Consider the following 13,647-nt stretch of genomic DNA (forward strand, 5'->3'; position numbering starts at 1 on the left):
CGCCGGATGCGCCGTGTCGTGTTTGGTGATAAAGCAAGGGCCGACAGGCCAGCGTGGGAGCAGGCGTGGAAACGGACGTGGAAACCGCACCATCAAGGCAGGACGGCGGCATGCCGTGCCTGTCCGTGCGGCTGCTCGGACCGTTGACGGTCACGCGCAACGGCGCGCCGATGGCGCTGGCGGCGTCACGCAAGCTGCGGGCGCTGCTGGCCTATCTCGTGCTGGCGCCGCACCCGGTGGGGCGCAGCCGCCTGTGCGAACTTCTGTGGGATGTGCCCAACGATCCGCGAGGCGAGCTGCGCTGGTGCCTGAGCAAGTTGCGCGGCGCTCTCGACACGCCGGACCGGCGCCATGTCCGCACGCAGGACGATACGGTCGCGCTCGATCTCGGCGGCTGCCTTGTCGATGCCCTGGAGATCAGCCGTGCCGCCGCGCACGGGATCGACACACTCGATGCGGAGCGGTTGCGAACCCTGGCAAAACTCTTCGCCGGCGATTTTCTCGACGGGCTGGAGCTCGAACGCAATCCGCACTTCAACAGCTGGCTGATCGGCCAGCGCCGCCGCTTCCGGTCCGTCCATGCAGCGGTGTTGGAACGGCTCGTCGCGAGCCTGCCCGCGGACTGCGACGAGGGCATCGCGCATCTCGACAGGTGGGTGGAACTCGCGCCTTTCGACGAGCGCGCGCATACGACGCTGCTGGCGAGCCTCGCCCGGCGCGGCGAGATCGCCGCGGCCGAGAGGCATCTGGCGGTGGCGGCACAATTGTTCCAGTCGGAAGACCTGGATTTCGCCCCGCTGCGGGCAACATGGCGCATGATCCGTGACCAGCAGGCGCAGCCGGCCTGCCAGTCCACGGGATCGCAATTGGCGTCATCGCTAGACCTGCTCAACCATGGTCCGCCCGACTCCGGTCCAGTCGAGCCGAGCCATGCTTCGCTGGCGGTGATGCCGTTTGTGGAGGAAGCCCGCCTGCGCGGCGGGCTGGCCGACGGCCTCACCCATGACATCATCACCCGTCTCGCCAAGCTGCGGGATTTCTTCGTCATCGCGCGCGGATCGGTGTTCGCGCTGGCCGACAAGGGCATCGCGCCCGAGGAGGCAGGCCGCCGGCTGAAGGTCGACTATGTCGCCACCGGCACGGTGCGCAGCATGGCCAGCCGCCTGATCGTCAGCGTCGAACTCGTCGAGGTGCGTACCGCCAGAATCGTCTGGGCCGAGACCTTCGAGCGCCGTCCGGACGACATTTTTGCGGTGCTCGACGACATCGGCGACAGCATCGTGTCGTCGATCTCGGTGGAGATCGAGACGGTCGAGCGCAACCGCGCCCTGCTGAAGGCACCCAACTCACTCAATGCCTGGGAGGCCTATCATCGCGGCCTCTGGCACATGTACCGCTTCACCCAAGCCGAGAACGAAACGGCGCGGCATTTCTTTGCCAGGGCCTTGCAGCTCGATCCGACCTTCGCCCGCGCCTATGCCGGCCTGTCCTTCACCCATTGGCAGAACGCCTTCCAGCGCTGGGGCGACCGCGACCGGGAAAGCGCGCTGGCCTTCGAGAGCGCCGGCCAAAGCCTGCTGGTCGACGACCACAATCCGGCCGCTCACTGGGCGATGGGGCGGGCGCTGTGGCTGCGCGGCGAACAGGAGGGCTCACTGGGCGAACTGGAACAGGCGGTGAAACTCAGCCCCAATTTCGCGCTCGGCCATTACGCGCTGTCCTTCGTCCATTCGCAGTCGGGCGACCCGCGGGCGGCAATCGGCTCCTCCGATCATTCGCGCCATTTGAGTCCCTTCGATCCGCTGCTGTTCGGCATGCTGGGCGCGCGGGCCATGGCGCATGTCCGGCTCGGCCAGTTCGAGGAGGCGGCCGTATGGGCGCTGAAGGCGGCGGCGCGGCCGAACGCGCACACCATCATCCCGGCGATCGCGGCACATTGCCTGGCGCTGGCAGGACGGCTCGACGAGGCGCGCGGCTTTGCCGCCGCCATCCGCAAGACGTTGCCGGACTACCGCGCCGACGATTTCATCGGCACGTTCCGCTTCGAGCCCGACGCCGAAGCGTTATTCCGGCAAGGCGCCAGGCGGATAGGGTTGGGCTGATTTCAGGCTTGAACGCCTGGGTTAACGAAGTCGGAAGGAGTTGCTTAACCGTTGACGGCTATGTGACCTCGGGGGGTCCATGGCAAAGTGAGTGTGATGAGCGACAGCCCCGACAAGCGCAGCAGCGAATGGCGCGCCATTCTTCATATACAGGCCCGTATCGCCGTGCTGTTCGTTCCGGTCGTGGCCAGCCTGCTGCTCATCGCCGCCCTTGCCGGCAACGATCGCAAATCCGTTCCCGATGTCGACCGGACCGTTACCGGGTCGGTACGATAAATCAGGCCGAATCCGCTTTTCTCCGGGCTGCTCGGTAGCTCAGTAGAAGCGAGGGATCGGGCCGTTCTGCGGCGTCGTGCGGTCGCCGAGGTCGAGAAAGATCTCGTCGACATAACACCAGCCCCAGCCTTCCGGAGGATCATAGCCCTCGATCACGGGATGGCTGGTGGCATGAAAATGCTTGGTGGCGTGGCGGTTGGGTGAGTCGTCGCAGCAGCCGACATGGCCGCAGGTGCGGCAGAGCCGCAGATGCACCCACCACGAGCCGCTCTTCAGGCATTCCTCGCAGCCAAGCGCGCTCGGCGTCACGTCCTTGATATCAGCCGCGTGTCTGCACTCGTCAGCCATCACACTCTCCCGACAGGTCGAGGCGCGTCGGCACGGCTGCCTTCCCGCGCAAGAAATGCATGCAACGCCGCCACCACCTGGGCGCCTTCGCCGACGGCAGCCGCGACGCGTTTGACCGAGCCGGAGCGCACGTCGCCGATAGCGAACACGCCGCCGCGGCTCGTCTCCATCACGCCGTGCGCCGATGCTGTGTCCGAGCCGGTGCGGATGAAACCCCTGGCATCCAGCGCCACGTCGGATTGGGCGAGCCAATCGGTGTTCGGATCGGCGCCGATGAACAGGAAGAGATGGCGGATCGGCCGCGTCGTCGAGGCGCCGCTCGAGCGGTCGCGCCAGCGGACCGTGGCAAGATTGCCTTCCTCGCCGTCCAGCGCCTCGATCTCGGTGCCGGTCAGCACCTCGATATTCGGCTGCGCCCTGATGCGCTCGACGAGGTAACGCGACATCGAGGCTTCGAGACTGCCGCCACGCGCCAGCAGCGCCACTTTCCCGACATGGCTGGCCAGGAAGACGGCCGCCTGGCCAGCCGAATTGCCGGCGCCTACCAGCGCCACTTCCTGGCCGCCGCAAAGCCGTGCTTCGATGGGCGAGGCCCAATAATGCACTGAAGTGCCTTCGAACTCGGCGAGGTTGGCGACATCGAGGCGGCGATAGCGCGCGCCGCTGGCGATCACCACCGAGCGCGTGCGCACCGTCTCGCCGTCGCCGACCGCAAGCTGGTAGCGCGCGCCGTCGGTGGCGGCGCCGAGCAGCTTCACCTCGTCGGGGATGACCATCTCGACGCCGAATTTCTGCGCCTGGTTGTAGGCGCGTGCCATCAGCGCCATGCCGGTAATGCCCGTGGGGAAGCCGAGATAATTCTCGATGCGCGCGGAAGCGCCAGCCTGGCCGCCGAAGGCCCGGCAATCGAGCACGATGGTCGACAGCCCTTCGGACGCCGCATAGACCGCCGCCGCCAGCCCGGCCGGTCCGGCGCCGACGATGGCGACGTCATAGACCTTGCTGGCGTCGACCGGCCGCAGCAGGCCGATGCAGCGGGCGAGGTCTTTCTCCGCGGGATTGAGCAGCAGCCTGCCATTCGGGCAAAGCACGACCGGCAAATGGTGCGGATCGACATGGAAGTGCTCGAACAGCGTCTTCGCGCAAGGATCGGTTTTTGAATCGAGCACGCGGTGGGGCTGGCCGCTGCGGGCGAGAAAGCCCTGCAGGCGCAGAACATCGCCATTGTCGGCCGGCCCGACGATGATTGGACCGATCGTGCCGCTCTCGAGCAGCCCGACGCGGCGCAAAATCAGCGCCCGCATGATGCGCTCGCCGAGATTGGCCTCCTGCACCATCAGGTCGCGCAACCTCTGCGAGGAGATGACGAACGCCTCGACCGGCTCGGCCGCCTGCGCATTGACCAGCGAGGGACGAGCCGAAAGCTGCGCCAGTTCACCGACGAAGCTGCCGGGACCATGTGTGACGAGCGTCTCGCGTCGGCCGAGCTTGCCATCCTGGGTGATATCAACCTTGCCCGATAGGACGACGATCAGCCCCGGGGACACATCGCCGGTCTCGAAAATGTGCTCGCCGGCGGCATAGGCGCTGGCCTCGCCGAACCGGCGCATGCGATCGATGTCCGCCTCGGCCAGCGTTGGAAACGCCTGGTCGCGGCGGGCGCCGAAGATCGCGGTGCTGGATTGAGACATGGCAGCGAGCGTAGCGAAGCGGGAGCGCGGTTTGAAGCGGTTTGTTCGCGGACTAGCCGGGAGGGGAGGTTGGGCCAGTCACCATGCCGTCGCTCTGGGATGACCAGGGCCGGCCCACTTGAGAATTTCGAAACTCAGGGTTCGCCGCCCAGAGGAATGATCGCCTTGGGCCGCCGCCGCCTCTCAGGAGCCAGCCGCATCCGGCAACATACGCTTGAGCACATCGTCCTTGCGTATGAAATGATGCCACAGCGCAGCGGCCGCATGCAGTCCGGCAAGGATGAGGATCAGATTGGCGCAGAGGCTGTGCAGCTCCCTTACGAATCGGGCCGCGTCGCGGTCGGGAGAAACCGGCGCCGGGATGGTGAAGAGGCCAAAGAAGCTCAACGCATCGCCCCTGTACCACGTCAACACGATGCCAAGAACCGGTATGGCCACGAGCAGTGCGTAAAGCACCAGATGCGCGACCTTGGCCGTCCATCGTTCCAGCTCTGACATTTGCCGCGGCAGCCCCGGGGTTCCCAATGTCAGGCGCAGGCCGACGCGGACAACGATCAGCACGAACAAGAGCATCCCAAACGAAATATGAAGCCACCAGACGAGCGCACGGCCGGGGTCGCCGCGGGGAAAAAGCTCCTCGACATAGGTCAAGCCATAAAGACCGATAACCAGCAGGAACACGGCCCAGTGCATGGCCTTTTGCGCGCTTGTGTAGGTGGGATTCATGCGAGGCATCCAGTTTTGAATGTTTCTAAACTACGCGCGATCATGTCAAAGCTTTGTCGGGACAGTGGTCCTTTTTGGTCGCGCCGGGCCGGACACGATGCGTCCTTTCGGGAGGCGCCGGGAGATGAGGCACTGAGCCGTAGCCGAACCGGCGCATGCGATCGACATCCGCCTCGGCCAGCGTTGGAAACGCGTGGTCGCGGCGGGCGCCGAAGATCGCGGTGCTGGCGGGAATTGCGGCGTGGATGGTGGGCGGTGCGTCGTGCCTGTGTCGCTGCCTAGCTGCGAGGCCTGCCTCGACGGTGCGCATTTTGATCAAGTCAAAGTAACCTATAAGTAAGATAGGACCGGTATCGATAAGGTACTTTGAATAGTATCGCATATTAGAGATAGTTAAAATACAATGGTCTTAACTACTGAAGTTTCTCAGTACAGCCCGCCGGCAAAATGGTCAGTGAGACTGGCATTCTGCGTAGGCATCTATGTCCTGGTCGCATTCTTCCTGGACCCGCAATCATTCGTAGCTCTAAGTCAGATTCACGTCGAAAAATTCGTCGTCGCCATTCCGATATTGTTGGTTGGCGGCGTTGGCACCGCCGCGCTCATTTTCGGGCGTCAGGCTCCGACGCGATACGCCGTCGAACTGCTTCGAGCGCGCTGGCGGGGGTGTGTGCCGGTGCTCCTGTTCTTCCTCGTCGGGATGACTGCGTTTTCCACCCACAAGAGCATGATCCCGAGGATCGTTCCGTTCTATGCCGACCCATGGCTTGCCGACCTCGACGAGTGGATACACCGAGCGGCGCCATGGGAATTGGCGCATCGTCTCGATCACGATCTATGGGCGTTCTTCGTTTTCAAGAATTACGATGTGCTTTGGTATGCGCAATGGTTTGGAACGGTTCTTTTCGTGGCGATGTGGTCGGATCGGATCGCACGCATTCGCTATCTCTGGGCGTTGGCGTTGACCATCTCGATCATTGGTACCTTGCTCGCCCTCTTCCTGTCGTCGGCGGGTCCGATCTACTATGATCACTTTGTCGGCGATAATCGCTTCGGTGGTCTCGGGGTCGCCATGTCTGCGCTGGAGTCCAGCGTTATCGTGCGAGAATACGCCGATTATCTCTTGACCCTGCACACGACAGGGAATGCAGGCCTGGGAGGCGGCATCTCGGCCATGCCCAGCCTGCACGTCGCCCTTGCCGTCCTGAACGCATATTTCCTTTCCTCCCTCAACCGCTGGCTTGGCGTTCTCGGCTGGATCTTCGCGGCCTTGATCATGTACGGGTCGGTATACACCGGATGGCACTACGCGGTGGACGGCTATATCTCGATCATAGCGGTATCGGCGATCTGGTGGGGGAGCGGGCGCCTGGTGCGCGAATAGCTTTTGCCGACTCGCCGTATCATACCGACGCGAAACCTTCGAATACCTGGTATTTGTCCATGGCTTCTTCTGAAACCACGCGAGATCTTTCGCAAGCAAAGCGGTTTCGTCTGTGGCTCGCATACGCGAGGCGCCGCGATGCGACGCTTCACGCAACCGTCCTTGCGTTCGTCGTCCTGACCTTTCTGGTCGCAACAATCAGGGGCGAATCGATCCTGCCCCATGTCTTCGAATATGCCGGCCGGGTCGTTCGAGCCTTTGTGTTGTTAAGTTCCGCCCTTGTCCTCTGGGCTTGTTCATGCGCGCTCGTCCGGGGTCGCCATGGATCACCCGTCAGTCTCGCAACGGCTCAGCTGCGAAGCTTGGTTACGTCGAACACGTTGGTACGGTATCTCTACGCTTGCGCCATATTGGCCCTCTTCATGGCAGCCTTCCTCTACAACAAGATGATGATCCCGGTTGTGGTCCCCTTCCAATGGGACGAAACCTTCTCCCGCTGGGACGCAAGTCTTTTGGGTGGATACCAGGCATGGCAAATCATTCAGCCGATCGTTGGCGTACCCTGGATCACCCTGCTGTTCGACATTGCGTATTCATCATGGGTGCCGATGGTCTTCCTGTTCTGGGGAGGGCTGTTCGCCAGCCCGCGCGTGCCGCAGCCGATGCGTGTCCGCTACTGGCGGGCAACGGTCATTTCCTGGCTCCTGATAGGCCTCGTGATGGCAGCGATGTTCTCTTCCGCGGGACCTGTTACTTTTCGAAAATAGTCCCGGGCACGCCCTCGCCGTATGTCGATCTCATGCGTTATCTTGATGAGGTCGCAGCCGCCTATCCGTTGTCTTCAGCCTTGGCCAAGAATCTTCTCTGGCAGGTCTATATTGGCAATGTCGACCTGCCCGGAGGCATCTCGGCCATGCCCAGCATGCACAACGCGCAGGCGGCATTGTTTGCGGCGGTCGCGTACTCCATCAACCGCAGGTTCGGCCATGTCATGCTGGCCTATGCCGTGCTGATCTTTCTCGGCTCCATTCATCTTGGATGGCACTACGCCGTGGATGGCATTGTCGGCGTTACCGTAGCGCTCGCCATCTGGCTGTGTTGCGGAAAGCTTGGCCAGGAGCGAACAGTGGCACTCTCTTGAGCGTCGCGTGAGAGAGAGGTGCGGCAATGTAAAGGGAGTTGGCGCGCCCGGACCGGTTTATCCTCCGGCAAGCCCGGGGGCGCCGCGTAGGAGCTCTGCGGCCATCGTCGTCCCTCCCGCCGCACCATTCGATTGGCGGCAGGGGTAAACCGCGTGCTCGTGCCGTAGCAGCCTTTTAGTTCAACAGGCGGACACGCCAAAAATGCACAAAAAAGTGGGCGCAATAAATCGAATGGCTTGTGATCCCGTTGGTAGTCGGGAAAAAATGGTGCCCAGAAGAGGACTCGAACCTCCACTCCTTGCGGAACACGGACCTGAACCGTGCGCGTCTACCAATTCCGCCATCTGGGCTGGTGCGGGCTCAATAAGCGGGCAAGCGATTGCTGTCAACGCGCTTTTTTCGAAGGCCGCCACTCGCCGACTCAGTTTCGGGCGTCGGCGCTGCCCCTCACCTGCCTGCCGGTGTCCAGCGGATAGATGGGTAACAGAATGAACCGGATACATAGGTAACAGTTTTCTCCCCCTAAGATGCGGTTGCCGCAGCGCCAAGCGGTCCGGTTGGCGCGGCGCTGCGGCGAACCAGTTTCATGTGCTTGTCGTCGATGAAGCCGAGCGGATGGGCGTAGAAACGCATGGCCCACTTGCCGTTCTCGGTCTCCTCAATGGCGATCGGTTCGCCGGCCAACGTGGCCGAGACATAGATCTCTGTGCCTCGCCATTTGACGGCGCCATTCTGGCGCACGCCGCGCACCGCTGCCTCGGCCGGATAGTCGGGTTCAGGAGCTGTCTTCGGCATCGGCCGGGTCGAGGGACGGTAGTGCTGCGCCGGGGTGTCCATGCTAAGCGCCTCGTGCGGACGCTCCTCATTGTAGCTGCGCCGAAAGTCCTCGAAAGCCTGGCTCTGGGCCGCCCTGTCGGCCGCCGGTTCCTTGGCCATCGGCAGCATGGTCAGGTGGAAACGCTCATGACGTCCGTTCTGCTGCGGCTTGCCTGGCTGGATGCGCTCCAGAGCGATGCCGAGCTTGATGAAGCGCACCGCAAGCGGCGTCAACCCTGTGACGCCGGCCGACGCAAATGGCGGGCCGTTGTCGCTTCGGATGCGATCCGGCAGACCGTTCTCCTCAAACAGCCGCTCAAACACCGGCCACGCCTCCTGTCCGAACCGGATAGATAGGTAACAGAATGGACCGATAGCATGGGTGACAGTTTTCTTGTCCGCCGGGAGGACCGGCGATGGTTTGGCGAGAGACTGGCATCATGGACGAGCGGCTTCGGTTTGTAGTGGATTGCCTGGCCGGCGAGGAGACGATGAGCGCGCTTTGTGGGGCCTACGGCATATCGCGCAAGAGCGGCTACAAATGGCTTGGTCGCTATCGGGAGTTTGGCCCGGAAGGTTTGCATGATCTGCCGCGGGCGCCGCTCGAGCACGGCCGAGCAACGGCAGCGGAGCTGGTGGATCGGATTTTGGCGGGCTGTGGGGTCCAAAGAAGATCATTGCGCGCCTGAGACGCAGCGAGCCCTGCTGCGACTGGCCGGCGGTCTCGACGGCAGGCGAGATCCTGAAGCGGCACGGTCTTGTGGGACGCCGGCGCAGGCGCTGGCGGGCTGAGGGCAACGGGCCATGGCCGGAGCCTGCGGAGCCGAATGCGGTGTGGACGGCAGACCACAAGGGGTGGTTCCGGACCCGTGACGGATGGCGCTGCGAGCCGTTGACGGTGATGGATGCATTGAGCCGCTATCTGCTGGGGCTCGAGGCGACGGGCTCGACGGCCGACGAGGAGGCGTGGCCGGTGTTTGAGCGGCTGTTTGAGGAGAACGGTCTGCCGGATCGCATCCGAAGCGACAACGGCCCGCCATTTGCGTCGGCCGGCGTCACAGGGTTGACGCCGCTTGCGGTGCGCTTCATCAAGCTCGGCATCGCTCTGGAGCGCATCCAGCCAGGCAAGCCGCAGCAGAACGGACGTCATGAGCGTTTCCACCTGGCCATGCTGCCGATGGCCAAGGAACCGGCGGCCGACAGGGCGGCCCAGAGCCAGGCTTTCGAGGACTTTCGGCGCAGCTACAATGAGGAGCGTCCGCACGAGGCGCTTAGCATGGACACCCCGGCGCAGCACTACCGTCCCTCGACCCGGCCGATGCCGAAGACAGCTCCTGAACCCGACTATCCGGCCGAGGCAGCGGTGCGCGGCGTGCGCCAGAATGGCGCCGTCAAATGGCGAGGCACAGAGATCTATGTCTCGGCCACGTTGGCCGGCGAACCGATCGCCATTGAGGAGACCGAGAACGGCAAGTGGGCCATGCGTTTCTACGCCCATCCGCTCGGCTTCATCGACGACAAGCACATGAAACTGGTTCGCCGCAGCGCCGCGCCAACCGGACCGCTTGGCGCTGCGGCAACCGCATCTTAGGGGGAGAAAACTGTTACCTATGTATCCGGTTCATTCTGTTACCCATCTATCCGCTGGACACGGCAGGACAATGAGGGGCGGCGCTAACGTCACAATTGGCAGAACTAACAGAAGCTCAGCCTTCCAGCACTTCCTTCGAGGCCACGGTCGAATCGGCATTGAGCTGGTAGATCACAGGCACGCCGGTGCCGAGCTCCAGCTTGACGATCTCCTCGCCCGACTTGCCGTCCAGCGCCATGATCAGCGCACGCAGCGAATTGCCGTGGGCGGCGACCAGCACCGTGCCGCCGCGCAGCACGTGCGGCTGCAGGTCGTGCAGGTAGTAGGGCCAGACGCGGGCGCCGGTGTCCTTCAGGCTCTCGCCGCCGGGCGGCGACACGTCATAGGAGCGGCGCCAGACATGCACCTGCTCCTCGCCCCATTTCTGGCGTGCGTCGTCCTTGTTGAGACCGGAGAGGTCGCCATAGTCGCGCTCGTTGAGCGCCTGGTCGCGAATGGTCTTGAGGTCGCTCTGGCCGACCGCGTCGAGAATGTGCTGGCAGGTTTTCTGCGCACGGACCAGCGCCGAGGTGAAGGCGATGTCGAATTTCAGGCCGCGCGCCTCGAGCTTCTGCCCGGCGGCCTTGGCCTCGGCGTGGCCCTGCTCGGTCAGGTCGACGTCACGCCAGCCGGTGAACAGGTTCTTCAAATTCCATTCGCTCTGGCCGTGGCGAACGAGCACGAGAGTTCTCGACATTTTTGCTCCTCTGGGGTCTGAGCGTTCAAGGAAAGTGTGTAGCGGTTTTCCGTCCGGACTTGCGTAGGAACGAAGATGGTTCAGGGTCGTTTCAGGCAAGCCCGAGCACGTCGCGCATCGAATACAGTCCCGGCTTCCTGCCGCGCGCCCACAGTGCGGCCTTGACGGCGCCGCGGGCGAAGATGGCGCGGTCCTCGGCATGGTGGGACAGCGTGATGCGCTCGCCGGTGCCGGCCAGGATCACGCTGTGGTCGCCGACGACCGAGCCGCCGCGCAGGGCGGCGAAGCCGATCGAGCCGGTTTTTCGCACACCCGTATGGCCGTCGCGTGAACGCACTTCGTTGCCGGCCAGTGCGATGCCGCGCCCGGCGGCGGCGGCTTCGCCGAGCAGAAGCGCCGTGCCCGAAGGCGCGTCGACCTTGTGCCTGTGGTGCATTTCGAGGATCTCGATGTCGAAATCATCGGCATCGAGCGCGCGCGCCGCCTGCTCGACCAGCACCGCCAGCAGGTTGACGCCGAGGCTCATATTGCCCGACTTGACGATGGTCGCGTGGCGCGCGGCGGCGGCGATTTTCGCATTGTCGTCGGCCGAACAGCCGGTCGTGCCGATGACATGGACGATGCGCGCCTGCGCCGCGTAGCCGGCGAACTCTACCGTGGAGGCCGGAGTGGTGAAATCGAGCACGCCATCGGCCCTGGCGAAGACTGGTAAAGGATCGCTGCCGATCGCCACATCGATGCGGCCGACGCCGGCCAGTTCGCCTGCATCCTTGCCCAGGTGAGGCGAATCCGCGCGCTCGACCGCGCCGATGACGCGGGCGCCCGGAATGGCGTGGATGGCACGGATCAGCGTCTGGCCCATGCGGCCGGCCGCGCCCACCACCACAAGGCCCATATCGCTGGTCGGCTCGCCCGATGTTGCCGATGTTTCGCTCATGCCGTGCTCCCGGCGACGTTCTGGGTTTCCAAGTCCTGAACCGAAGTCTCGACCGGCGCGCTGTCGTCGACAAGCCCCAGGCCCTTGACGCCCTGTATCCGGTGGAAACGGGCATAGACGCTGTGCGGGTCGGCCATCAGCGAGGCGTGCGTACCCTCCTCGACCAGATGGCCCTGTTCCAGCACGATGATGTGGTCGGCATTGACCACGGTCGAGAGGCGGTGCGCGATGACGATGGTGGTGCGCCCTTCCATGACCTTGGTGAGCGCCTGCTGGACCCGGGCTTCGGCCTCGTTGTCGAGCGCCGATGTCGCCTCGTCGAGCAGCAGGATCGGCGCCTGACGCACGATGGCGCGGGCGATCGATACGCGCTGGCGCTGGCCGCCGGACAGCGTGGCGCCATTCTCGCCGACCGGCGTGTCATAGCCTTGCGGCTGCTGGCGGATGAATTCGTCGGCCGCGGCCAGTCGCGCGGCCTGTTCGATCTCGGCATCGGTGGCCGAGGGGCGGCCATAGCGGATGTTGTCGCGGATGGTGCCTTCGAACAGGTAGGGGGCCTGCGAGACATAGGCGATCGAGCCGCGCAGCGACTGTTTGGTGACCTTCGAGATATCCTGGCCGTCGATCGTGATCGTGCCGCTCTCGACGTCGTAGAAGCGCTGCAGCAGCGCCACCAGCGTCGTCTTGCCGGCGCCGGATGCGCCGATGACGGCGGTCATCTTGCCGGCGGCGGCGACAAAGCTCAGACCCTGCAGGACCGGTGCCTCCTCGACATAACGGAAGGATACGTTGTCGAAGCGCACTTCGCCCGTGGTGAAATGCGCCTGCGTGGCATCCGGGGCGTCGCCCTGCTTCGGCTCGAGGTCGAGCAGTTCGTAGATCATGCGTGCATTGACCAGCGCCCGCTCCATGCCGACCTGCATGCGCGCCAGGCGCCGTGCCGGGTCATAGGCCAGGATCAGCGCGGTGATGAAGGAAAAGACCGCGCCCGGCGGCTGCCCGAGAACGAGCGCCCGGTAACCGGAATAGGCGATGACGGAGGTGACGGCGAGGCCGGCCAGCATATCGGAAATCGGCGCCAACCGTTCGGAGACGCGGGCAATCTTGTTGGAGCGCTGTTCGGCGTCGCTGGCAAGCTTGCCGATGCGGCCCGCCAACTCGTCCTCCATGGTGAATGCCTTGACGATGGCGATCCCTTGCGTCGCTTCCTGCACGGCGCCGATCAACCGCGAATTGATCAGCACGGATTCGCGGGTTATGCGCCGCACGCGACGGGTGAGGTAGACGACGGCCCAGATCAGCGGCGGCCCGATCAGCAGCGAACTGAGCGACAGAACCGGATCCTGGTAGACCATGACGCCGAGAAGCCCGATCAGCGTCACGGCGTCGCGGGTGATCGAGGTCAGCGTCAACGACAGCAGGTCGCGGATGCCGCCGACGTTTTCGTTGACCTGCGCCGCCAGCCGGCCGGAACGTGTGTCGTTGAAGAAGCCGACGCCGAGCTTCATCAGGTGATCGAAGATGCGCTTCTGGTAGCGCGCCACCAGATTGTTGCCGATCTTGGCCAGCGCCACCGCCTGGCCATAGCCGGCGAAGCCGCGCAGCAGGAAGGCCGCCATGAAGCCGGCGCAGATCCACACGATCGCGTCGCCACGCCGTTCGTAGAAGATCTGGTTGACCATCGGGGCCATGATCCAGGCCGTGAAGGCGGTCGTGCCCGAAACGATCAGCGAACAGGTGATGACCATGACATAGGTCCAGCGATAGTCATGGCTGTTCTCAGCGAGAATGCGGCGCAGCACCGCTGTGACCTCGCCAGGCCGGGCTTTCAGCTTGTTTGGGTTTTGAAGTGTCAAATCAGAGGGCTTCGTCGGTTTCCGCTTCCCGGTGGCCGGGCA

Annotated in this window: 11 protein-coding genes, 1 tRNA gene and 2 pseudogenes; 6 read left to right on the forward strand and 8 right to left on the reverse strand. The window is 64.0% G+C overall.

Annotation, left to right across the window (positions count from 1 at the left end; genetic code table 11):
- The first annotated feature begins 110 nt into the window (after positions 1-110).
- Positions 111-2,102 carry a BTAD domain-containing putative transcriptional regulator gene (locus FJ970_RS03800; RefSeq protein ID WP_140760430.1) on the forward strand — a complete coding sequence of 664 codons (1,992 nt, stop codon included), beginning with the start codon at positions 111-113 and terminating at the stop codon, positions 2,100-2,102.
- Positions 2,103-2,198: 96 nt separating this feature from the next.
- Positions 2,199-2,378, forward strand: coding sequence for a hypothetical protein (locus tag FJ970_RS03805; RefSeq protein ID WP_181178680.1), 180 nt, complete (start codon positions 2,199-2,201; stop codon positions 2,376-2,378).
- 39 nt (positions 2,379-2,417) lie between these two features.
- Here the strand turns inward: FJ970_RS03805 and FJ970_RS03810 are convergent, their stop codons facing one another.
- The 3 genes from FJ970_RS03810 to FJ970_RS03820 all read right to left on the reverse strand — a co-directional run bounded on the left by FJ970_RS03810 (position 2,418) and on the right by FJ970_RS03820 (position 5,143).
- The gene (locus FJ970_RS03810) at positions 2,418-2,726 is read right to left on the reverse strand and encodes a UBP-type zinc finger domain-containing protein (RefSeq protein ID WP_140760292.1); all 309 of its coding nucleotides are present in this window, start codon (positions 2,724-2,726) and stop codon (positions 2,418-2,420) included.
- Positions 2,726-4,417, reverse strand: coding sequence for an FAD-dependent oxidoreductase (locus FJ970_RS03815; RefSeq protein WP_140760290.1), 1,692 nt, complete (start codon positions 4,415-4,417; stop codon positions 2,726-2,728). Before FJ970_RS03815 ends, FJ970_RS03810 begins: the two co-directional genes overlap by 1 nt.
- Before the next feature lie 183 nt (positions 4,418-4,600).
- On the reverse strand, positions 4,601-5,143 hold the full coding sequence (locus FJ970_RS03820) for a cytochrome b (protein ID WP_140760287.1): 543 nt from the start codon (positions 5,141-5,143) through the stop codon (positions 4,601-4,603).
- A gap of 454 nt (positions 5,144-5,597) precedes the next feature.
- Here FJ970_RS03820 and FJ970_RS03825 point away from each other — a divergent pair, with 454 nt between their 5' ends.
- The 3 genes from FJ970_RS03825 to FJ970_RS03835 all read left to right on the forward strand — a co-directional run bounded on the left by FJ970_RS03825 (position 5,598) and on the right by FJ970_RS03835 (position 7,668).
- The gene (locus tag FJ970_RS03825) at positions 5,598-6,527 is read left to right on the forward strand and encodes a phosphatase PAP2 family protein (protein WP_227792016.1); all 930 of its coding nucleotides are present in this window, start codon (positions 5,598-5,600) and stop codon (positions 6,525-6,527) included.
- A gap of 422 nt (positions 6,528-6,949) precedes the next feature.
- On the forward strand, positions 6,950-7,294 hold the full coding sequence (locus FJ970_RS03830) for a phosphatase PAP2 family protein (protein ID WP_227792017.1): 345 nt from the start codon (positions 6,950-6,952) through the stop codon (positions 7,292-7,294).
- Between the two features lie 32 nt (positions 7,295-7,326).
- Positions 7,327-7,668 carry a phosphatase PAP2 family protein gene (locus FJ970_RS03835; protein WP_181178678.1) on the forward strand — a complete coding sequence of 114 codons (342 nt, stop codon included), beginning with the start codon at positions 7,327-7,329 and terminating at the stop codon, positions 7,666-7,668.
- A 266-nt stretch (positions 7,669-7,934) separates the two neighbouring features.
- Here the strand turns inward: FJ970_RS03835 and FJ970_RS03840 are convergent.
- Both FJ970_RS03840 and FJ970_RS03845 read right to left on the reverse strand, forming a co-directional pair.
- Positions 7,935-8,019, reverse strand: a tRNA-Leu gene (locus FJ970_RS03840).
- Between the two features lie 172 nt (positions 8,020-8,191).
- Positions 8,192-8,821 (reverse strand): annotated as a pseudogene (locus tag FJ970_RS03845) (integrase core domain-containing protein); the annotation flags it as partial.
- An 80-nt stretch (positions 8,822-8,901) separates the two neighbouring features.
- On the opposite strand from FJ970_RS03845, the pseudogene FJ970_RS33850 reads away from it, so the two are divergent.
- Positions 8,902-10,076: pseudogene (locus FJ970_RS33850) on the forward strand (integrase core domain-containing protein).
- A gap of 115 nt (positions 10,077-10,191) precedes the next feature.
- Here FJ970_RS33850 and FJ970_RS03860 read toward each other — a convergent pair.
- The 3 genes from FJ970_RS03860 to FJ970_RS03870 all read right to left on the reverse strand — a co-directional run bounded on the left by FJ970_RS03860 (position 10,192) and on the right by FJ970_RS03870 (position 13,605).
- On the reverse strand, positions 10,192-10,812 hold the full coding sequence (locus tag FJ970_RS03860) for a 2,3-bisphosphoglycerate-dependent phosphoglycerate mutase (RefSeq protein WP_140764976.1): 621 nt from the start codon (positions 10,810-10,812) through the stop codon (positions 10,192-10,194).
- 91 nt (positions 10,813-10,903) lie between these two features.
- Positions 10,904-11,749, reverse strand: coding sequence for a 4-hydroxy-tetrahydrodipicolinate reductase (dapB, locus tag FJ970_RS03865; RefSeq protein ID WP_140764979.1), 846 nt, complete (start codon positions 11,747-11,749; stop codon positions 10,904-10,906).
- Positions 11,746-13,605 carry an ABC transporter ATP-binding protein gene (locus tag FJ970_RS03870; RefSeq protein WP_140764982.1) on the reverse strand — a complete coding sequence of 620 codons (1,860 nt, stop codon included), beginning with the start codon at positions 13,603-13,605 and terminating at the stop codon, positions 11,746-11,748. Before FJ970_RS03870 ends, dapB begins: the two co-directional genes overlap by 4 nt.
- Positions 13,606-13,647 lie beyond the last annotated feature (42 nt).

Source organism: Mesorhizobium sp. B2-1-8 (genome assembly GCF_006442545.2).
Lineage (GTDB): Bacteria > Pseudomonadota > Alphaproteobacteria > Rhizobiales > Rhizobiaceae > Mesorhizobium.